This window comes from Bradyrhizobium nivariense (assembly GCF_029846695.2).
GTDB lineage: Bacteria > Pseudomonadota > Alphaproteobacteria > Rhizobiales > Xanthobacteraceae > Bradyrhizobium.
The window spans coordinates 35332-57292 of the sequence record NZ_JARWCR020000053.1; the positions used below are offsets into that span (position 1 = coordinate 35332).

At 65.7% G+C, this 21961-nt stretch carries 17 protein-coding genes; all 17 read right to left on the reverse strand.

The features are described 5' to 3' along the window. Positions 1–2 precede the first annotated feature (2 nt). The 17 genes from QCM77_RS32340 to rsmH all read right to left on the reverse strand — a co-directional run bounded on the left by QCM77_RS32340 (position 3) and on the right by rsmH (position 21889). Positions 3–893, reverse strand: a complete 891-nt coding sequence (locus tag QCM77_RS32340; protein WP_279660976.1) for an outer membrane protein assembly factor BamD — start codon at positions 891–893, stop codon at positions 3–5. Positions 894–1153: 260 nt separating this feature from the next. Further along, positions 1154–2116, reverse strand: coding sequence for a UDP-3-O-acyl-N-acetylglucosamine deacetylase (gene lpxC / locus QCM77_RS32345; RefSeq protein ID WP_279660975.1), 963 nt, complete (start codon positions 2114–2116; stop codon positions 1154–1156). A gap of 360 nt (positions 2117–2476) precedes the next feature. After that, complete coding sequence (gene ftsZ / locus QCM77_RS32350; RefSeq protein WP_279660974.1) at positions 2477–4282, reverse strand: cell division protein FtsZ; 1806 nt, start codon at positions 4280–4282, stop codon at positions 2477–2479. A gap of 87 nt (positions 4283–4369) precedes the next feature. Next, on the reverse strand, positions 4370–5692 hold the full coding sequence (ftsA, locus tag QCM77_RS32355; protein ID WP_279660973.1) for a cell division protein FtsA: 1323 nt from the start codon (positions 5690–5692) through the stop codon (positions 4370–4372). Further along, a complete protein-coding gene (locus QCM77_RS32360; protein ID WP_279660972.1) occupies positions 5689–6729 on the reverse strand; it encodes a cell division protein FtsQ/DivIB in 1041 nt (346 codons plus the stop codon). Before QCM77_RS32360 ends, ftsA begins: the two co-directional genes overlap by 4 nt. A 350-nt stretch (positions 6730–7079) precedes the next feature. Then, positions 7080–8066, reverse strand: coding sequence for a D-alanine--D-alanine ligase family protein (locus QCM77_RS32365; protein ID WP_279660971.1), 987 nt, complete (start codon positions 8064–8066; stop codon positions 7080–7082). A gap of 22 nt (positions 8067–8088) precedes the next feature. After that, positions 8089–9009 carry a UDP-N-acetylmuramate dehydrogenase gene (gene murB, locus QCM77_RS32370; protein WP_279660970.1) on the reverse strand — a complete coding sequence of 307 codons (921 nt, stop codon included), beginning with the start codon at positions 9007–9009 and terminating at the stop codon, positions 8089–8091. After that, positions 9006–10418 carry a UDP-N-acetylmuramate--L-alanine ligase gene (gene murC / locus QCM77_RS32375; RefSeq protein ID WP_279660969.1) on the reverse strand — a complete coding sequence of 471 codons (1413 nt, stop codon included), beginning with the start codon at positions 10416–10418 and terminating at the stop codon, positions 9006–9008. The genes murB and murC overlap by 4 nt, the downstream gene beginning before the upstream one ends. 123 nt (positions 10419–10541) lie before the next feature. After that, positions 10542–11642: an undecaprenyldiphospho-muramoylpentapeptide beta-N-acetylglucosaminyltransferase gene (gene murG / locus QCM77_RS32380; RefSeq protein WP_279660968.1), complete on the reverse strand. Its 1101-nt coding sequence runs from the start codon at positions 11640–11642 to the stop codon at positions 10542–10544. 116 nt (positions 11643–11758) lie between these two features. Further along, positions 11759–12910: a putative lipid II flippase FtsW gene (gene ftsW, locus QCM77_RS32385; protein ID WP_279660967.1), complete on the reverse strand. Its 1152-nt coding sequence runs from the start codon at positions 12908–12910 to the stop codon at positions 11759–11761. A 236-nt stretch (positions 12911–13146) separates the two neighbouring features. Beyond that, entirely contained in the window at positions 13147–14547 is a 1401-nt protein-coding gene (gene murD, locus QCM77_RS32390; RefSeq protein WP_279686187.1) for a UDP-N-acetylmuramoyl-L-alanine--D-glutamate ligase, read from the reverse strand. A gap of 7 nt (positions 14548–14554) precedes the next feature. Beyond that, on the reverse strand, positions 14555–15658 hold the full coding sequence (mraY, locus tag QCM77_RS32395) for a phospho-N-acetylmuramoyl-pentapeptide-transferase (RefSeq protein ID WP_279660965.1): 1104 nt from the start codon (positions 15656–15658) through the stop codon (positions 14555–14557). A 161-nt stretch (positions 15659–15819) separates the two neighbouring features. Next, positions 15820–17199 (reverse strand): UDP-N-acetylmuramoyl-tripeptide--D-alanyl-D-alanine ligase, encoded by a 1380-nt coding sequence (locus QCM77_RS32400; RefSeq protein ID WP_279660964.1) that lies wholly within the window; start codon positions 17197–17199, stop codon positions 15820–15822. Then, positions 17196–18668, reverse strand: coding sequence for a UDP-N-acetylmuramoyl-L-alanyl-D-glutamate--2,6-diaminopimelate ligase (locus QCM77_RS32405; protein WP_279660963.1), 1473 nt, complete (start codon positions 18666–18668; stop codon positions 17196–17198). Before QCM77_RS32405 ends, QCM77_RS32400 begins: the two co-directional genes overlap by 4 nt. 84 nt (positions 18669–18752) lie before the next feature. Beyond that, positions 18753–20507, reverse strand: a complete 1755-nt coding sequence (locus QCM77_RS32410) for a peptidoglycan D,D-transpeptidase FtsI family protein (RefSeq protein WP_279660962.1) — start codon at positions 20505–20507, stop codon at positions 18753–18755. Continuing rightward, entirely contained in the window at positions 20504–20896 is a 393-nt protein-coding gene (ftsL, locus tag QCM77_RS32415) for a cell division protein FtsL (protein WP_279660961.1), read from the reverse strand. The genes QCM77_RS32410 and ftsL overlap by 4 nt, the downstream gene beginning before the upstream one ends. Positions 20897–20899: 3 nt before the next feature. Beyond that, positions 20900–21889: a 16S rRNA (cytosine(1402)-N(4))-methyltransferase RsmH gene (gene rsmH, locus QCM77_RS32420; protein ID WP_279660960.1), complete on the reverse strand. Its 990-nt coding sequence runs from the start codon at positions 21887–21889 to the stop codon at positions 20900–20902. Between the last annotated feature and the right edge of the window lie 72 nt (positions 21890–21961).

Here is a 21961-nt window from a genome sequence, read left to right on the forward strand (position 1 = left end):
CCCTAGCCGAGACCCATTTTCTTGAAGGTCTTGCTAATCCAGGACCCCTGATTCTCGCTCGGTTCGAGACCGCCCGATTTTACAAGATTATAGGCGTCCTTGTACCAGCGACTGTCAGGAAAATTGTGCCCGAGCACGGCTGCCGCCGTCTGCGCCTCGCCAACGATGCCGATCGCCATATAGGCCTCGGTGAGCCGGAATAGCGCCTCCTCGACATGGCGGGTGGTCTGGTACTGCGTGACGACCGCCTTGTAGCGGTTGATCGCCGCCGTGTAGTCGCGCTTCTGCGCGTAGTAGCGGCCGACATTCATTTCCTTGCCGGCGAGCTGGTCGCGCGCCCCCTCGATCTTGGCCTTGGCCGAGGTCGCATATTCGGACGTCGGATATTTGCGCACCACCTCTTCCAGCGAGGCGATCGCCTTCTCGGTGCGGGACTGGTCGCGGCTGATGTCCGGGATCTGGTCGTAATGGGAGGCGGCGATCAGATATTGCGCATAGGCCGCATCGGGGCTGCCGGGATGCAGGGTGACGTAGCGGGTGGCCGCGCCGATGCAGCCGTCATAGTCGCCACCCTGATAGGACGCATAGGCCGACATCAGCAGCGATTTGCGGGCCCAGTCGGAATAAGGATGCTGGCGGTCGACCTCCTCGAACTTCTTGTTCGCCGCCTTCATGTCCTTCTTCTCATTCATGAGGTACAGGCCCTCATTGTAGATCTTGTCGGCGGGCTCCTCGACGAAGGTGTCGTCCTTGGCGGTGAACTTGTCCCAGAGCGCGCCGGTGCCGCAGCCGGCCAGCGGCAGCGCGAGCACGAAGAAGGTGGCAGCCTTGAGCAATCCACGGACTCGAGGCGAGACCGGGAGATATCCGCGCGTCATACGCTGTGCCGACATGAGTATTGCCCTGACGCCCTGTGGTGCGGTGTCCGCCAGCCCATGAACCCCGTCATGGGCGCGAAATGTAGCCGTGGTGCCTGCCATGCGACCACGCCGGTGTAACCGAAAAACGATCTTGAACCAACCGGATAGGCAGGCATTCCGCCCGGATTAAGGCGAACGCGCCGCAATCCTAGCCGATCATCGTTACCAGGAGTTTCCCGGGGAAAGCCGGCGCCAAACCCGCGGCAACGGGTCTCTTCAGAACCCGTCTCTCTTCAGGACACGTCCGGCCCGTAGGCCGCGGCGATCCGGCCGCCGACGATGCCGCGACCGACTTCGCCCACGGGACGCGTGGTGCGGCGGGCCACCTCGCCCTCGACCACCCGCCAAGCGGTACGGTCGGCGAGCAGCGCGGTCAGAACGGCGTGGTTGAGCTTGTGGCCGCCACGTACCGAGCGGTAGGCGCCCAGCAGCGGCAGACCGGCCAGCGCGAGGTCGCCGATCACGTCCAGCACCTTGTGGCGGGCGCATTCATCAGCGTAGCGCAGGCCTTCGGTGTTGAGCAGCCGCTCCTCGTCGAACACGACGGTGTTGTCGAAGGAGGCGCCGAGCGCATAGCCGGCGCTCCAGAGCCGCGCGACGTCGCACATCAGACCGAAAGTCCGGGCCCGGCCGACTTCGCGACGGAAACGTTCCGGGTTGAGGTCGAAGGCGTAGCTCTGCTGGCCGATGACAGGATTGGTGAAGTCGATCTCGACCTCGGCGCGGAACCCGTTGGCGTAGGGCCTGATCTCGCCGAAGGAGTCGCCGATCTTGACCGCGATCGGCTTCAAAACCTGAATGAAGCGGCGCTGTGCGGGCTGGGTAACGATGCCGGCCTGGTCGATGGCCGCAATGAAAGCCGCGGCACTGCCGTCCATGATCGGCACTTCCGGCCCGTCGATCTCGATGGCGGCGTTGTCGACGCCCATGCCCCGCAGCGCAGCAAGCACATGCTCGGCGGTGGAAATCAGCGGGCCGTCGCGATCGCCGAGGACGGTGGCGAAATCGGTTGCGATCACCTGCTCGGCGGTCGCCTGAACTTCGCGGTCACTTCCCTCGAGCCCGGTGCGGACAAAAATAAAACCCGCGTCGACAGGCGCGGGCCCAAGCGTGAGAGTGACGGGAAGACCGGAATGAACGCCGACGCCGGCCACGGTGGCTTGCGCACGAAGCGTTGTTTGCCGGCTAAATTTCATCAGGAACCGCCCCACTACGACCATCGCGACTTATACTGAACCCGACTGACCGGCAAAGACCGCTCGTTCCGAATCCGTATCCCCAAGTCACGGCAAACCATAGTCACTGCCTCAAACAGCGCCAACTCACGCTTTTTTACCGATTGTTACCCCAAACCTGCCGTATTCGCGCCAAGGCTTAACCAAATTGGAGCGGAGTTTGGGACCGTTATCAGCAGTTTTACTGAACCATCGAATACGTAATTAATTATTTAAAATCAGTTGCTTGGCTACGCAATCCGGATATGCGCGGGACAAAAGGAAAGGTCCCGGCAAGCTTCCCGCCGGGACCTTTTTTCGTCTGCCTTATTGTAACAATCCTCAGGTCGCCTGCCGCCGCAGGAAGGCCGGGATATCAAGATGGTCGTCTCCCTGTGGCGCCGGCGCAACAGGCGCGGGACGGCCATGCATGTCCAGACCCTGCGGCGCGGGACGGCGGGCATACTCGGACACCGGCTCGCTGGCCGCCATCTGCTGCGCCACGGTCTTCTGGGGCCGGCGATCGGGCAGCGGCGGCATCGCGGGACCGGCGGTACGGGCTGCGATCGGCGCCTCGCTCTCCTCGTCGCGACGGCCGAGGCCGACATTGGCGAGGCGCTGGAGCAGCGACAGGCGGGTCTTCTGCGGGGTCTCTTCCTCGATCTCGCCGCGGGCCTGGCGAAGCTCGGCCTGGGCCGGCATCGGCAGCTCCTCGATACGCGGCATCCGCGGTGTGCGGACCGGCGCCCGCTCGGCCTGCGGCGGGATGAAGGTTTCCGGCGTCATCGGCTCATGCATGGCCATCGGCGCCTGTTCGGGCTCCGGGAACAGCGTGGGCTTCTGCGCGATCGGGCGCACGGTGACGTCGCCATAGGTCTGCATCGGCGCGGGAGCCTGCGGCACGTCCGCAACGGCGGCGGCGATGGCGGCGAGCGCAGCGCGCTCGACGTTCGGACGCGGAGCCATGGGAGCGGCGGCGAACTGGCCCGGTCCGGCGGCCGGGATCTGCGCTTCCAGCTTCTGGGCGCGCTCGGCCATGCGCTGATTGTCGGCGCGCAGCCGTGCGGTCAGATCGGCAAGACGGCTCTCGGCCACCGCGGCCGGAGCAGCGGGAGCCTGCTGTACCTGCGGTGCCGCGTTCGCGACCGGAGCGCTGGTGGCCTGGCTGTTGCGGGCGATCGCGGCCTGTTCGATGCCGGTGGCGACGACCGAGACGCGGATCAGGCCATCGAGCGCTTCGTCGAAGGTGGCGCCGACGATGATGTTGGCATCCTGGTCGACTTCCTCGCGGATGCGGGTCGCAGCTTCGTCGACCTCGAACAGGGTGAGATCCTTGCCGCCGGTGATGGAGATGAGGAGGCCCTTGGCGCCCTTCATCGAGCTGTCGTCGATCAGCGGGTTGGCGATCGCGGCTTCAGCGGCGGTCAGCGCGCGCTTGTCGCCGGAGGCTTCGCCGGTGCCCATCATCGCCTTGCCCATCTCGCGCATGACGGCGCGGACGTCGGCGAAGTCGAGGTTGATCAGGCCTTCCTTGACCATCAAATCGGTGATGCAGGCAACGCCGGAGTAGAGCACCTGGTCGGCCATCGCGAAGGCGTCGGCAAACGTCGTCTTCTCGTTGGCGACCCGGAACAGGTTCTGGTTCGGGATGATCAGGAGCGTGTCCACGACCTTGTGCAGCTCGTTGATGCCCGCTTCCGCGGTGCGCATGCGGCGGCCGCCCTCGAAGTGGAAGGGCTTGGTGACCACACCGACGGTGAGGATGCCCATCTCGCGCGCGATCTTGGCGATCACGGGCGCTGCACCGGTGCCGGTGCCGCCGCCCATTCCGGCGGTGACGAACACCATGTTGGCGCCCGAGAGATGGTCGCGGAGTTCGTCCATCACCTCTTCGGCCGCGGCCGCGCCGACGACCGGCTGCGAGCCTGCGCCCAATCCTTGCGTCGCCGCCGTGCCCATCTGCACGATGCGCTGCGCCTTCGACATCGTCAGCGCCTGCGCGTCGGTGTTGGCGACCACGAAGTCGACGCCCTGGAGGCCCGCCGTGATCATGTTGTTGACGGCGTTACCACCGGCGCCGCCGACGCCGAACACGGTGATGCGGGGCTTCAGTTCGTGAATATCAGGAACATTGATGCTGATGGTCATGTTTGCCTCTCGATCACGCGCGCGTGGGTTCGCCCCGGCCGACGGCCGCGGGAGTTGGTGAAATTCGAAGATTGCGGAACCGGTTCATCAGAAGCCCTCGCGTAGCCATCGTCCGACCTTTCCAAAATAGCCGCCCGTCCCTGTCTTGACCTGCTGCCGCGTATGCCGCGGTTCGACATGTTCCTGGTGAACATATTGCGGGTAGACGAGGAGTCCGGCCGGCACCGCGAACGCGGCGTTCTTCGCCTCGTTGGGCAGCCGGCCGAAACCGAGCGGACGTCCGACCCGCACGGGCCGGCCGAGAATCTGCGTTCCGAGCTCGACGAGACCGGTGAGCTGCGAGGCCCCGCCCGAGAGCACAACGCGGCCGTTGGGCTCTGAGGCGAAGGGCGAATCCTTCAGCTTGTCCCGAACCATTTCGAAGACTTCCTCGGCACGGTGCTTGACGATGTTGGCGATGGTAGCGCGGGAGACGATCTGCGGCAGATCCTGCTCGTCACCGGCTGTCGGTACAGACATCAGCTCACGCGAGTCCGATCCGCCGGTGATGACGGTCCCGTATAACGTCTTGATTCGCTCGGCATCGGCAATGGTCGCGGAGAGTCCGCGCGCCAGATCCATCGTGATGTGTTGCCCACCGACCGCAAAACCCGCGGCATGCACGAAACGGCCGCCGGAATAGACCGCGATCGTGGTGGTGCCCGCGCCCATCTCGACGACGGCAGCGCCGAGATCGGCCTCGTCGTCGGTCAGCACCGACAGGCCGGCCACATAGGGGCTCGCCGCCATGGCCTCGACATTGATGTGGCAGCGTTCCACCGCCAGCATCAGGTTACGCGCCACGGTGGCGTCGCAGGTGACGACGTTCATGTCGACGCCGAACTGGTGCGCGACCATGCCGCGGGGATCGCGGATGCCTTTGACGCCGTCGAGCGTGTAGCCGACCGGCAGCGCGTGCAGCACGGTGCGGCCTTCGCCGGTGGCGTGGCGCATGCCGGTGGAGGTGACGCGGCTGACGTCGGCCGGCGTCACGGCGCCGCCGCGGATGTCGGCCGCAGCTTCGACCAGCTGACCGGAGAGCCGGCCGCCGGAGACCGACAGCAGCACGGACTCGACCCGCACCTTGGCCATTTTCTCCGCAAGCCCGACGGCCTGGCGCACCGCCTGCTCGCATTCGGCGAGATCGACCACCGCGCCGGCCTTCATGCCGCGCGACTGGATCTGGCTGTAACCGATCAGCTCCACCGCATGGGTCCGGTCGCGCAGGGCTTCGCTCGGCGCCGACGGCCTCAGCCGCGCGATCATGCAGGCGATCTTGCTGGTGCCGATGTCGAGGCAGGCGACGAGACCGGAGCGCTTGTGCGACATCGGGCGCGTCTTCGGCGTCTGGGTGCGATCAAGACCGGTCATGCGGCGTCCCCGGCCTTTTTCTTCTTCTTGTCCTTGAACAAATCTTCGCGCGCCTTGGCGGCGTCTTCGGACAGTTGCACCACCAGCCGATCGGGCAGGCGCATGTCGACGGCAACGATGTCGCGGGAGAACAGCCTGTCCTCCTTGTCGAGCCTGGACAGCATCGCGAGCGCGTTGCCGACGTCCTGCTCGGGCAGGCGGATGTCGAGGCCGTCCTTGAGCCTCAGATTCCAGCGCCGCTCGCCGACGAAGATTGCGGCCTTGGTGATTGAATTGACCTGCGGATAGCGCGCCAGCAAAGCGAGAAAATCGCGGGCCTGTGTATCGGCGCCCTTGCCGACCACGAGCGGCAGCGACAGGAACCGGCGCGAGACATAGGGTTCGAGCACGGCGCCGTCATCGGCGATGACGGAGAGCCGGCCGGCTTCCTGCCACAGCGCGAACGCCTTGCGCTCGGTGAGCTCGATCATGAGCTGGCCCGGATAGAGCTTCAGCACGGTCGCATCCGCGATCCAGGGATTGGCCTTGAGCTTGTCGCGCACGGCGTCGGCGTCGAGGAACAGCAGCGAGGATCGGCCGCTGACGCCGCCGATCGCGAGGATCTCGTCCTGGCTGAGCTGCTTGCGGCCGTTGATCACGACAGAGGTGATGCGGAAGCCGGCGGAATTGGCTAGCGCGTTGCGGGTGTCGTTGACCGCCGTGATGAAATCCTGGAGATGGCCGCCCTTGACGATACCGAAGCCGCAGCTTCCGATCAGGAGCAGCACCGTCATGCTGATCCCGACCCGGCGCGGCAGATAACGCTCGACCAGCGCGACAACGCGCGGCGGCGGCTCGCGCTCGACAACGGCTTTGGCCTTGGCTTTGGTCTTAATCTTGTCCTTGGCGGCAGCGCGCGCCTCGTGAAGTCTTTCCTGGCGCTTGTCCTGCACCCACTCGCGCAGAAGCACGACCGCTCCGATAGCGGCCGCCTTCAGGTCAGCTTGGGGCCTCAGCGATCTGAAAAGCGACCGAGTGAGGCTTCCTGCTCCATCCATTGCACGAGCTCGTCAACAGTTTGCCCGCGACATCGCGCGGGTCCTGGCGAACATGACGTCTCGGACTTGCCGGGCCGGGTGCTGGTCTTCAGCAGAAGAAAACCTCTCCCCTTCAGAGCGTTCGCTGGAGGTGACAACACCCGCAACAGTCCACGCGCCGGCAGCCAAAGCGTCATATGCGCCGCCAGCGTTAACCTTCGGACGTCCTGGTAAACAAAAGGTAAAGTTCGTTAACGGCGTAAGCTTTTTGCCCAGGCCAGTGAGGCATTTATGCCGCAATGTCCGGCATTTTACCGGTTTTGGGTTCCAAAACCGGCCGTTTCGCCGCTTCGGCCGTTAACCAATCCTAATTATTTTCGCACACCGGGCACGGCGAGCTCGACTAGGCCGCGCAGGAAGTCGACGAATTCGATGCCCTCGGCCTTCAGCGCCTTGGGGTAGAGCGAGGACTTGGTCAGGCCGGGCAGCGTATTGGTTTCGAGATAGACCAGCCCCTTGTCCGAGACGATGAAGTCCGAACGGGAATAGCCGGTACAGGACATCGCCCGGTGCGCCAGCATCGCCTGCTGCTTCAGCGCGGCGGTAATCTCGGCCGTGAAGCGGCCCGGGCATATCTCCTGGGTCGACTTCAGGAGGTATTTCGCCGCGTAGTCGAAATTGCCCTCGCCGGGAATGATCTCGATCGGCGGCAGCGAGATGATCGAGCCGTCCGGCCGCTCCAGCACGCCGCAGGTCGCCTCGACGCCGGCGATGTAAGGCTCGATCACGTACTCTTCGTGCCTGGCGGCATTGCGGACGGCGACGAGATCCTGCTTGGCGTTGACGAAGATCAGGCCGTAGCTCGAGCCATCCTTCGCAGGCTTTGCGATCAGCCGGCCGTATTCGGCGAAGGCCTCGTCGATCTCGTCCAGCGCAACGTTGGTCGGCGGCGTCACGCCGCCGAGCGCGGCAAAATGCTTGGCCGCGATCTTGTCGAAGGCAAGATGCGAGGAGGCCGAGCCCGAGCCGGTGAAAGGCACGCCGCGCGCCTCGCACATCAGCTGCAATTCGCCGTTCTCGGCACGTCCACCGTGCAGGCCGAGCACCAGCACGCGACCTTCGGCCTTGGCCTGGTCGAGCGCCAGCGTCAGCGGAATGCCTGATGTGCCCGGCTTGAACTCGTCCTCGAACGGACGGGCATGTTCGAGCAGCTGCTTGGACTGCACGACATGCACCTTGTCCTCGACGTCCCACCACCAGAGATCGGCCTCGGGCAGCGCCTGATGCAGCGCCTGGGCTGAAGCGACCGAAACCAGACGCTCCCGGTTGGAGCCGCCGAAGAGGATGGTGATGCGCATGTTCTCTCGTCGCTTGTCCAAATTAGCCGGAACTTCCGATCCGCTTGATTTCCCAGTGTAGCTCAATTCCGGAATTTGCTTTCACCCGTTCGCGCACGGTCTCGCCCAGCGTCTCGATGTCGTGCGCGGTGGCATTGCCCGTGTTGATCAGGAAATTGCAGTGCATCTCGGAGACCTCAGCGCCGCCGACGCGCAGGCCGCGGCAGCCGGCGGCGTCGACCAGCTTCCAGGCGGAATGGCCGGGCGGATTCTTGAAGGTCGAGCCGCCGGTCTTTTCGCGGATCGGCTGCGCGGTCTCGCGGTGGGTTTGCACTTCCGCCATGCGCGCGCGGATCGCCTCGGCATCCCTGATCTCGCCGCGGAAACGCGCGGAGGTGAAGATGATCGAGGGATTGACGCCGCTGTTGCGGTAGATGAATTTCATGTCGGCATTGGAGAAGATGTGCTTGATGCCGTCGCGCCCGACGCCACGCGCCTCGATCAACACGTCCTTGGTCTCGCCACCATTGGCGCCCGCATTCATGCGCAGCGCGCCGCCGATCGTGCCGGGAATGCCGAAGTAGAATTCGAGCCCGCCGATATTGGCGGACGCGGCGACTTCCGCCACGCGCTTGTCGAGCGCGGCCGCGCCCGCGGTGACGACATCGCCACTCGCGCTCGCCTCGCCAAAGGCGCGCGGCGCCAGCCGGATCACCACGCCCGCAATGCCGCCGTCGCGCACGATCAGGTTGGAGCCGACGCCGACGACGTAGACGGGAATGTCGCTTGCGAGATGCGCGAGGAAGTAGGCGAGATCGTCCTCGTCCGCCGGCGTAAACAACACCTGCGCCGGACCGCCGACGCGAAACCAGGTGAGCTCGGCGAGCGACTGGTCGGCGAGCAGCCGGCCGCGGAGTTGCGGCATCGCGGCTTTGAGAGCGGGTGTGATGTCCGGGAAGCTCACTGCCCTACCCCAGCGCCCTTCAACTCATCCGGCAAGGCATACGCCCATTGCGTGATGTTGCCTGCGCCAAGGCACACGACGAGATCGCCCGACTTCGCCACGCCCTTGACGATGCCCGCCAGTTCCGACGCCGCCGGCAGCGGGATCACCTCACGGTGGCCATGGGCGCGCAAGCCCGCGACGAAATGGTCGCGGTCGATGCCCTCGATCGGCGTCTCGCCTGCGGCATAGACGTCGGCGACGATCACCGCATCGGCGTCGTTGAAGCAGGTGCAAAATTCCTCGAACAGCGATTGCAGGCGGGTGTAGCGATGCGGCTGCACGACGGCGACGATCTTGCCGTTGGTGGATTCCCGCGCGGCCTTCAGCACCGCCGCGATCTCGACCGGATGATGGCCGTAATCGTCGATGATGGTGACGCCGTTCCACTCACCGGTCTTGGTGAAGCGGCGCTTGACGCCGCCGAAGCCGGCGATCGCCTTGCGGATCGCCTCGTCCGACACGCCGAGTTCGCGCGCGACCGCAATCGCGGCCGTCGCGTTGGAGGCGTTGTGGCGGCCCGGCATCGGCAGCATGAGATCGGATATCTCGTGCACGCGACCTGTCTTGCGATCGCGGAACGCAACCTTGAACTTCGAGCCGCCGCCCGTCGGGGTCAGATCGACGAAGCGCACATCGGCCTGCGGATTCTCGCCATAGGTGATGATGCGCCGATCCTCGATCTTGCCGACAAGGTTTTGCACCACGGGATGGTCGATGCACATCACGGCGAAGCCATAGAACGGCAGGTTCTCGACGAAATGGCGGAAGGCGTCCTGCACGGCCTCGAAGGTCTTGAAGTGATCGAGATGCTCAGGATCGACATTGGTGACGATCGCGACCTCGGTCGGCAGCTTCAGGAACGTGCCGTCGCTCTCGTCGGCTTCGACCACCATCCAGTCGCCCGCACCGAGCCGCGCGTTGGAGCCATAGGCGTTGATGATGCCGCCATTGATGACGGTGGGATCGAGGCCGCCGGCGTCGAGCAGCGTCGCGACCATCGTGGTCGTGGTGGTCTTGCCGTGCGTGCCCGCGATGGCGACGCAGCTCTTCAGCCGCATCAGCTCGGCCAGCATCTCGGCGCGGCGCACCACGGGAATACGCCGTTCGCGCGCCGCCGTCAGTTCCGGATTGTCGCGCTTGATCGCAGTGGAGACCACGACGACCTCGGCGCCGTCGACGTTCTCCGCCTTGTGGCCGACCGAGACCTTCGCGCCGTTCTTGCGCAGACGGTCGAGATTGTAATTGTCGGAGGCGTCCGAGCCTTGCACGGAGTAGCCGAGATTGAGCAGCACCTCGGCGATGCCGCTCATGCCGATCCCGCCGATCCCGACGAAGTGGATGGGTCCGATCTCGCGCGGCAGTCTCATGCTCTGTTCCCTGACCTCGCCGCCCGCGAAGGCGGCATCTGGCGAAGGTCACGGCCAAATCAGCCGCGCGCCTTTCCTACTGGATGCCCCGCTTTAGAAGGCGAAGACAAGGGCTTTTTCGCGTCAGATTCCCGCAACCTTGGCCACCAGATCGGCCAGCCGTTCCGCCGCGTCGAGCCGGCCGGCGCCGCGGGCGGCTTCGGACATGGCGGCCAGACGCGCGGGCTCGGCGGCGAAGGCGGAGATCTCGGCGGCGAGGCGATCGGACGAGAACTCGGTCTGCGGGATGCGGATCGCGCCGTCGACCTTGGCCAGCACCCCGGCATTGGCGAACTGGTCCTGGTCGATCGCGCCCGGCAGCGGCACCAGGATCGAGGGCCGCCCGATCGCGGCGAGTTCGGCCACGGTGCCGGCGCCGGAGCGCGACACCACCAGATGGTTGGAGGCGAGTCTTGCCGGCAGATCGGTGAAGAACGGCGCAAGCTCGGCATTGATCTTCAGTCTGTCGTAGACCGCACGCACGCGCGCCATATCCTCGTCGCGGACCTGCTGGGTGAGGATGAGCCGGCTCCACAGCGCGGGCTCGAGCCGCTCGATCGCGCCCGGCACGATGTCGGCCATGATGCGCGCGCCCTGGCTACCGCCGACGACGAGCAGGCGCAGCGGGCCGTTCACCTCAGGCGCAGCATATTGCACGCCAGCTGCGGCGAGGATCGCCGGGCGCATCGGCGTGCCGACCGTCGTGGTCTTGCCTGATAGCGCCGGATCGCGGTCGAGCACGCCGGGCAACGACGTCGCAATGGCGCGGACGCGGCTCGACAGGAACCGGTTGGCACGGCCGAGCACCGCATTCGCGTCATGGATGATGCCGGGCACGCCGGCGAATTTCGCAGCGACCAGCGGCGGCAGCGTCGGATAGCCGCCGAAGCCGACGACGGCGACCGGCTTCAATCGCTTGATCAGGCTGTAGGCGGACAGCGTGCCGGCGGCGAGCGTCAGGCCGGCATAGGCGAGCTGCAGCGGATTGCGGCCACGCGCGGTCTCGCTCGAGACGACGTCGATCATGTCCTTGGTGAACAGCCCGCTGTAGCGCAGCGCGCGCTCGTCCGTGACGAGGCGGACGCGATAGCCGCGCCGGATCAGCTCGACGCCGAGCGCCTCGGCGGGAAACAGATGGCCGCCGGTACCACCCGCGGCGAGAAGAATCAGGGGGGATTTGTCCATAAAGATAGCTTTTACAATGTCTCTCCCGTCATTGCGAGCGAAGCGAAGCAATCCAGACTGCCTCCGTGGAGACAGCCTGGATTGCATCGTCGCTTTGCTCCTCGCAATAACGAAAGCTACGCGTAGCTGCGCATCGCCTCGGCGTGGCCGCTCGCCTCGACCTCGGTGCGCGGGCGCAGGCGCGTCAGCGCGAGCATCATGCCGACACCATAGGCCAGCGACACGATCGAGGAGCCACCATAGGAGATGAAGGGCAGCGTCATGCCCTTGGCGGGAATGAGCTGGAGGTTGACCGACATGTTGATGGCAGCCTGCACGCCGAACAGGATCGCCAGGCCCGAGGCCGCAAAGCGCGAGAACATGTCCTCATTGGCATAGGCGCGCGACAGCGTGCGGATGACGACGAAAGCGAACAGCGTCAGCATCGCAAGACACAGAATGATGCCGAACTCTTCGGCGGCAACGGCGAACACGAAGTCGGTGTGGCTGTCCGGCAGGCTGCGCTTGGCGATGCCCTCGCCCGGTCCGAGACCGAACCATCCGCCGTTATAAAAAGCTTCCATGGCGGTATCGACCTGGAAGGTGTCGCCGGAGGCCGGGTTCATGAAGCGCTTGATGCGGCCGGCGACGTGCGGGACGAACAGATAAGCGCTGAACAGGCCGGCGGCGGCGGCGCCCGCAAGGCCGAACACCCAGATCATGCGCATGCCGGCGATGAAGAACAGCGAGCCCCACACCATCAGGATCAGCATGGTCTGGCCGAAATCGGGCTCCATCACCAGCAGCGAGACCAGCATCAAGAGCAGCACCAGCGCCATCGAGGTGGCCGGCATCTCCGGCCGCTTGGTCGATTCCGCGAATAGCCAGGCGGCGATGACGACGAACGATGGCTTGGCGACTTCGGAGGCCTGGATGTTGACGCCGAGCAGCGTGATCCAGCGCCGCGAGCCCTTGACCTCGGGGCCGATCGCGAGCGTCAGCACGATCAGGATGATGCTGACGGTGAAGATGATCAGCGCGCTGCGGCGGATCGCGCGCGGCGACAGGAAGGAGACTCCGAGCAGCACAATGCAGGACGGCACCAGGAACAGCACGTGGCGGCTGAAGAAGTGAAAGGGATCGAGCCCGATGCGGGTCGCAACCGGCGGGCTCGCCGCCAGCGACAGGATCACGCCGGTCAGCATCAGCGCCAGGATGGCGCCCATCAGCGGCTTGTCGACGGTCCACCACCACTCGGAAAAGGGGGTGCGTTCTTCACGGGAGAGCATGGCGGCCGCTTTCGGACAGAGGTCGGTCCATTGGTCGCCGAGGTTGGTTTACGGGGGGTTAAGGAAACGCGGATGTTTGGAGATGAAGGCGAGCGCTCACCTCAAATGCCCGTCATGCCCCGCGAAAGCGGGGCATCCAGTATTCCAGAGACGTCGAGGTTCATAACCACAGCCGCGGCGTACTGGGTCACCCGCCTTCGCGGGTGACGACGGCGAAGATGAGGAAACCGCGCGCCTCACACCACCGGCTTCACGCCTGGCAGCGCCTGCACCAGCTCGCGGAACTTGGTGCCGCGGATTTCGAAATTGCGGTACTGGTCGAAGGAGGCGCAGGCGGGTGATAATAGCACGACTGCGTCGGTGATCCCCGACGCTTCCGCATCACGCGCGGCTTGCTCGACGGCGACGTCGAGGGTCTGGCTGATCTCGTGCGCCACTTGCGTGCCCAGCGTTCCGGAAAACTCCTGCGCGGCCTCGCCGATCAGATAGGCTTTTCGGATGCGCGGGAAGAAGCCGGCGAGGCCAGTGATTCCGCCGGCCTTCGGCTTGCCACCGGCGATCCAGAAGATATCGCCAAAGGACGACAGCGCATGCGCGGTGGCATCCGCATTCGTGCCCTTGGAATCGTTGACGAACAGCACATTGCCGCGACGGCCGACCTGCTCCATGCGGTGCGCCAGACCCGGAAAGCTGCGCAGGCCGTTCTGAAGTACATCGAGGCCGATGCCCATCGCGAGCGCGGCGGCGGCCGCGCAGGCCGCGTTCTGCGCGTTGTGCTGGCCGCGCAGCGAGCCGATGCCGCCGAGCTTCGCGACTTCGCTCTTCGCGCCGCCCGCGGTGCGCACAATGGTGCCGTGCTCGACATGGATGCCGCTCGCGAGCGGATTCTTCACCGAGATGCGCACCACGTTCTTGCCGGCGCGATCGAGCCGGTCGGCGATATCGCGGCAAAAACCGTCATCGACGCCGACGATCGCGGTGCCGCCGGCCTGCACGCCGGCAACGAGGCGTTCCTTCACCGCGGCGTAATGCGCGATGGTGCCGTGGCGGTCGATGTGATCCTCGCTGACATTGAGCAGGATGCCGACGGAGGGATCGAGCGAGGGCGTGAGGTCGATCTGGTAGGACGACATCTCGATCACGTGGACGCGGCCCATGCCTGGCTGCTCCAGCGACAGGATCGCGGTGCCGATATTGCCGCCCATCTGGGTGTCGTAGCCGGCGACTTTGGTCAGGTGCGCGATCAGCGCCGTCGTGGTCGACTTGCCGTTGGTGCCGGTGATGGCGACGAACGGCGCATCCGGCGCGTGCCGGCGCCGCTCGCGGCAGAACAGCTCGATGTCGCCGATCACCTCGACGCCGGCCTCGCGCGCCTTCAGCACGCTCCAGTGCGGCACCGGGTGGGTCAGCGGCACACCGGGCGCGAGCACCAGCGCCGCGAAATTGGCCCAGGAGACGTTGCGCAGATCGGCGGTGATGAAACCGGCTTGCACGGCCTTGGCGACATTCTCGGCACTGTCGTCACCGGCGATCACCTCGGCGCCGCCGGCCTTCAGCGCGTGACAGGACGCGAGCCCCGAGCCGCCGAGGCCGAACACCGCGACCGTCTTGCCGGCAAAGGACGTGACGGGGATCATCGAGCGGTCACCGCAGCTTCAGCGTCGACAGACCGGCGAGCGCCAGCATCACCGAGATGATCCAGAACCGGATCACGATCTGCGGCTCGGTCCAGCCGAGCTGCTCGAAATGGTGATGGATCGGCGCCATCCGGAAGATGCGTTTTCCCGTGAGCTTGAAGGACACCACCTGCACGATGACGGAGACCGCCTCCAGCACGAACAGGCCGCCGATCACCGCGAGCACGATCTCATGCTTCACCGCCACGGCGATCGCACCCAGCATGCCGCCGAGCGCGAGCGAGCCGGTGTCGCCCATGAAGATCGAGGCCGGCGGCGCGTTGAACCAGAGGAAGCCGAGACCGGCCCCGAGCAGCGCGCCGCAGAGCACGGCGAGCTCGCCGGTGCCCGCGACATATTTGATCTGGAGATAGTCGGCGAACACCGCGTTGCCGGCGAGATAGGCGATCATCGCAAAGCTCGCGGTCGCGATCATCACGGGCACGATGGCAAGGCCGTCGAGTCCGTCGGTGAGGTTCACCGCATTGCCGGCGCCGACGATAACGAAGGCACCGAACACGACGAAGAACCAGCCGAAATGCAGCACGGTGTCCTTGAGGAAGGGAATCGTCAGCGCGGTCGACGCGGGATCGCGATTCAGCCGCACCAGCGCGTAGCAGGCGACCAGCGCGATCGCGGCTTCGATCAGCAGGCGAAGCTTGCTGCCGAAGCCCGTCGTGGTCTGCTTGGTCACCTTGAGATAGTCGTCATAGAAGCCGACGAAGCCGAAGCCGAGCGTCACCGCCAGCACGATCCAGACATAGGGGTTGAGCGGATTGGCCCACAGCACCGTGCCGACGGTGAGGCCGGACAGGATCATCAGTCCGCCCATGGTGGGCGTGCCTTTTTTGGCGAGATGCGATTGCGGACCATCGGCCCGGATCGGCTGGCCCTTGCCCTGACGGATGCGCAGATGGTCGATGATCCAGGGCCCGAACAGGAATACGAACAGCGCGCCGGTGACGACGGCGCCGCCGGTGCGGAAGGTGATGTAGCGGAATACGTTCAGGAAGGTGCGAACGGCACCGAAGCCCGGAAATGTGTTGGAGAGCTCGATCAACCAGTAAAACATTCAGACGGTCCTATGGCGCCTTTGGCACGCGTTCTTGGTATTGGCCTCAACGTGGCGCACGCGCATTCGCTGGTCTTCATCATGGGTCGGGCGACCTCTGGGAAAACGAACGACTTCGCGCCGCAAAGGGTGGGATTCGGGAACAGCGCCTTCCAAGCAGTTTACGCCTTTGCCTGCAAGGCGGCCACTAGGCCCGGCACAAACTTGTTGACCCAGAACATCTTCTTGCTGCCCTTGACAACCACGACATCGCCTGCCCTCAGCAGATTTGCGACCTCGCCCGGCTTCAGCGTGACGGGGTCGTCGTGCCAGCCGAGACCCTTGCCGGCTGGAAGCACCTCGAAGAGGTGACGCATCAGGGGCCCGACGCAATAGACGCCGTCGATGCCGTCGAGATGCTTGGCGAGGTCGGTGTGATAGCCTGGCGCGCCATCGCCCAGTTCCAGCATGTCGCCGAGCACCGCAATGCGGCGGCCGCCGGTCGTGTTGCGCGCCTGCAGGCTTTGCAGCGCAGCAGCCACGCTGGCCGGATTGCCGTTAAAACTGTCGTCGATCACGGTGACGCCGCCGACCGCCTGCTCGACGCCACGGCCGGTCATGATGCCGACCCGATCGAGCTTGATCGCAAGCGTCGCCGCATCGAGGTTGGCCGCACGAATCGATGCGAGCGCGGCGAGCGCATTCTGCACGCGGTGCGGCGCGCCCGGCGTCAGGCTGAACGCGATCTCCTTCTTGCCGAGCGCGGCCACGACCTGCCAGCTGGCGCCATGCCGCGCGTGCGTGACCTCGTGCACCTCGGCTTTCTCGCCGAAGCGTATGACCTTGCCCTTCCAATCCGCCGCCTTGATCCCGGCCGGCAGCACCAGCACGCCGTCCGAGGACAGGCCGAGGGCGATCGACACCTTCTCGCGGCGGATGGCTTCGAGCGAGCCGAGCTTCTCCAGATGCACCGGCTGGACGTTGACGACGAGCGCGACCGTCGGCCGCGTCAGTTCGCTGAGCCGCGCGATCTCGCCGGTCTGGTTCATGCCCATCTCGACGACCCAGAGACTGGCAGCGGGCCGCGCATTGCACAGCGTCAGCGGCACGCCCCAGAAATTGTTGAAGCTCGACGGGCTGGCATAGGCGCCGGGATAGGCGGCCAGAAACTCTTTGGTGCTGGTCTTGCCGGCGCTGCCGGTGAGCCCGATCACCGGCCCGTTGAAGCGGGCGCGTGCCGCGCGCGCAAGGCCCCAGAGACCGTCGATCAGCGTGTCCTTGACGACGATCTGGGGAATGCGGATGCCCCCGATCTCGTGCGGCACGATCATCGCCACCGCGCCCGAGGCTTCCGCCTTGTCCGCGAACTCCCAGCCGTCGCGCGCGCTGGCGAAGGCCGAGATGAAGCCGCCGCTCGGCGTGCCGCTCAGCGCGACGAACAGGCTGCCCGGTTTCACCAGCCGGCTGTCCTGGGTGACGAGATCGATCGGCGTGTCCGGGAACGATCCGGCAGCGCCCAGCACGCGCGCCACTTCGGCAACCGTCCATATTGACGCGCTCATGCAATCCTCGACGCTAATGCGGCGGCGACCGCCTCGTGATCACTGAAGGGCAAAACCTCTCCGCCGACGATCTGCCCGGTCTCGTGTCCCTTGCCGGCGATGAGCAGTGCATCGCCATCTTCCAATTCCTCGATCGCGGTGCGGATCGCCGCGGCGCGGTCGCCGATTTCGCGGGCGCCCTTGGCAGCGGCGAGGATTTCGGCGCGGATGGCTTCCGGCTTCTCGCTGCGCGGATTGTCGTCGGTGACGATGACGCCGTCGGCGTTGTCAGCCGCGATCGCGCCCATGATCGGACGCTTGCCGGCATCGCGATCGCCGCCAGCGCCGAACACGACGACCAGCTTGCGCCTGGCGTAGGGACGTAGCGCCTGCAGCGCCTTTGCCAGCGCATCGGGCTTGTGCGCGTAATCGACGAAGATCGGAGCGCCATTGCGTTCGCCGACGCGCTCCAACCGACCTTTGGCGCCTTCGAGACCTTCGAGGCTCGCAAACACATTTGCGGCGTCGCTGCCGGTGCCGATGGCGAGACCGGCCGACACCAGCGCATTCTCGATCTGGAATTCGCCGACCAGCGGCAGCCGGATCGCATATCGCTTGCCGCGATGGTCGAGCGCGAGCACTTGCGAAAACCCTTCGACCTCCGCACCGGCGAGACGAATGCCCTCGCCTGCCCCGTCGCCGTTGCGACCGACCGCCATCACGCGCAAGCCGCGCGACTTCGCAGCACTGATCGCCTCCGCCGAGCAATCATGATCGGCGGAGATCACGGCCGCGCCCCCCGGCGGGACAAGTTCGCGGAACAGCCTGAGCTTGGCCGCGAAGTAATGCGCGACGGTCGGATGGTAATCCATGTGGTCGCGCGAGAGATTGGTGAAGCCGCCCACGGAAACGCGCACGCCGTCGAGGCGATACTGATCGAGCCCGTGCGAGGAGGCCTCGAAGGCGAGATGCGTGACGCCCTCACGCGCGATCTCGTCGAGCTGCCGGTGCAGCGCGATCGGATCGGGCGTCGTCAACGAGCCGTAGACGGTGCGCTTGGCTGAGACCAGGCCGATGGTGCCGATGCTGGCGGAGGCGTGCCCGAGCCGCTCCCAGATCTGCCGGGTGAATGCTGCGACCGAGGTCTTGCCGCTGGTGCCGGTCACCGCGGCAATCGTCGCGGGCTGCGCGGGAAAAAATCTTGCCGCAGCCAGCGCCAGCGCGCGGCGCGGATTGGCGACAGCGATGAACGGCACCTTGCCAGCCGCCGGCGCATGGTCGCCGACGACCGCCACAGCGCCTGCGGCAATCGCGGCATCGATGAAGCGCGCACCGTCGGTCTTGCTGCCCGCAAGTGCGAAGAAGAGATCGCCCGGCTTGACCACGCGGCTGTCGAGCGCAACGCCGCTCACGTCGAGCGCCGCGACAGCGGGCTCAATTGCGGCATCATTGCCCAGAACATCCTGACCTAGGAGGTCGTGCAGCTTCATGGTCTTCCAGTCGACATGCCGGACCGGATCGCCGAATCCCCAGGGAAATCCCGACTCAGCAGCGGCAACGGCCCACCCGGTTGATTACTGGGTTGTCCTGGATGCTGCAAGAATAAGGCGCTCGGACGGCGGCAGGTCAAATCGCGGCTCGACGCCCAAAAGCGGCGCGATCCGCGCGATCACCTTGCCGCCGGTCGGCACCGCGTTGAAGCCCGAGGTGATGAAACCATGGGTTTCGGGCAGCGCCTGAGGCTCGTCCAGCATGATCAGGATCTGATATTTCGGATCGTCGCAGGGCATGATCGCAGTGAAGGAATTGAGCACCCGCTTCTTGGCATAGCGACCGTTGATGACCTTCTCGGACGTGCCGGTCTTGCCGCCGACGTAGTAGCCTTTGACGTCGGCGGTCTTGGCGGTGCCAATTTCGGCATTGAGCCGCATCAGGAACCGCATCTTGTCGCTGGTGTCCTGCTTGATCACGCGCTTGGCCATCGCCGCCGCTTCCGCTTCGCTGCGCTTCATGAATGTCGGAGGAATGAGGTAGCCGCCATTCACCAGGGCGTTGATGCCCATCACCGCCTGGAGAGGCGCCACCGACAGGCCCTGCCCGAACGCGATGGTGACCGTGTTCAGCTCACTCCAGCGGCGCGGCACCAGCGGAGCTGCGCTCTCGGGCAACTCGGTGCGCAGCCGCGTCAACTGGCCCATCTTGGCGAGGAACGCCTTGTGGGCCTCGACGCCCTGGCCGAGCGCGATCCGCGCGGCGCCGATATTGGACGAGTAGGTGAACACTTCCTTGGTGTTGATGAAGCGTCCGAGCGAATGGCTGTCGTGGATGGTGAACTTGCCGTAGTGCAGGTTTCCGCGCGCATCCCACGACGAGTTCAGATTGATCTTTCCGGAATCAAGCGCCATCGCCAGCGTGAACGCCTTGAAGGTCGAGCCCATCTCGTAGACGCCGGTGGTCAGGCGGTTGATGCGATCGGGGTCGTGCGCTTCCTTCGGACTGTTGGGATCGAAGTCAGGCAGCGAGACCATCGCCACGATCTCGCCGGTCTTGACGTTGGAGACGATGCCGGAGGCGGCCTTGGTGTGGTACTTCTCCTTGGCCTTGAGCAGCTCGTCGCGCAGCGCGTGCTCGACGCGCAGATCGACCGAGAGCTCGATCGGCTTTTGCAGCCGGTCGGTGGCAAAGCCGGCGCGGTGGAGATCGGCGAGGCCTTGATTGTCGAGCCACTTCTCCATGCCGGCGATGCCCTGGTTGTCGATATTGACCAGACCGATGAGGTGGGCGACCTCGTTGCCGGTCGGATAGACGCGCTTGTTCTCGCGCAAGAAGCCGATGCCGGGAATGCCGAGCTTGTGGATGTCCTGCTGCTGCTTCGGCGTGATCTCGCGCTTGAGCCAGACGAAGCCCTTGCGCGCCGACAGGCGCTCGCGCACCTCGACCTCGTCGAGGTCGGGCACGGTGGCGGTCAGAAGCTCGATCGCCTCGTCCTTGTCGATGATGCGGCGCGGCTCGCCGAACAGGCTCGACGCCTTGACGTCGGTCGCGAGGATCGCGCCGTTGCGATCGACGATGTCGGGCCGCGCGGTCGCGACCACCTCCTGCGCCGCGGCGCGGCGCGCGCCGTGGGCGTCGGCGCCGATCGCGAACATCACGAGCCGGCCGCCGATCAGGGCGTAGACCGAGGCGAAGGCGAGCATCGCCAGGCCAACGCGCGCCCGCGCCTTCGCCGCGCGATCGACGTTGCGCCCGTACAGCAGGCTGCGGATCAGCCGCTGCCGCCAAGGCTCGGTCGGCTTTTCTGCAGGTTTGCCCGGGGTCACAGCACTCATGGCTTGTCCTCGGGCTGAGGCACGGAGCCCGTCACATTATCGGGATCGCTCGCCGCTTCGATGGTGTTGAGCATGGCCCCGATCGGATCCGGCTCGCCCGGCCTGAACATCCGCGGCGGACGCTCAGGCAGGCTCTTCAGAGAATCATACTGCGTGCCGTTGACCGGCTTGAGCTGCAGATGCCGGTCGGACAGGCCTTGCAGGCGCAAGGGCGCGTCGAGCTTGGCCCATTCGGAGCGCAGCGCCGCGATCGCATCGCGCTGCTCGCGAATCTCCGCATGCAGCCGCAGCACCTTTTCGGTGCGCGCCGTGGAGTCCATCTTGATCCGGTAGACATAGGCCGCCGCGAAGATCAGCGCGCCGATGACGAGGAGGTGGATGAAGCGCATGCGCTAGCCGCCCCTCATGACATCGGAGAGTTTTGGCCAGGACGATTGCTCGCCATTGTCATGCGCAGGCGCCGAGGTGCGCTCGGCGGCGCGCAGTTTTGCAGACCGCGCGCGCGGGTTATGCGCGACTTCGTCTTCGCCTGCGATCACCGGCCGCCGTGTCAGAAGCTGGAAGCTCGGCACGGCCTGCGACACTTCCGGCAGATGGCGTGAGCCGCCGCCGGTCTTGCTACGCTCGGCGAGAAAATTCTTGACGATGCGGTCTTCCAGCGAATGGAACGAGACGACCACGAGGCGACCACCGGGCTTGAGCACACGCTCGGCAGCAGTGAGCGCGCTCTGAAGCTCCTCGAGCTCTTCGTTGACGAAGATGCGCAGGGCCTGGAACGTCCGCGTCGCCGGGTGAATATCGCCGGGCTTGGAACGAACCACCCTGCCGACGAGATCGGCGAGCGCGCGCGTGGTCGTGAACGGCGTCTCCTGCCGGTCCGCGACGATGGCGCGGGCGATGCGGCGCGAATGCCGCTCTTCGCCGAGGAGATAGATGATGTCGGCGAGATCGCCTTCCGACGCGCGCGCGACGATGTCGGCTGCGGTCGGGCCTGCCTGCCCCATCCGCATGTCGAGCGGACCGTCGAGGCGGAAGGAGAAGCCGCGACCGGCCTGGTCGAGCTGCATCGAGGACACCCCGACGTCCATCACGACGCCGTCAACGCCATCGACGCCTTGTGCCGCACAGACCTCGGCGAGGTTGGAGAAGCGATCTTCAACGAGCGTCAGCCGACCCGCGGAACGTTCGACCAGCTCGGCACCGCCCTCGATTGCAGTGCGGTCGCGATCAATGGCAATGAGCCGGGTTCCCGGCACCTCGAGAATCGCGCGGCTGTAACCGCCTGCGCCAAAGGTCGCGTCGACATAAATGCCGCCTTCACGCGGGGCGAGGTGGTCGACGGCCTCACGGCCAAGAACGGGGATGTGCGGAGCCGAGCTCATGTGCCAAGCCTGCCGAGCGCCCAGCCTGACGTCCATGCGAGATCGGGGACGAACAAGCTCATAACGCCTCGA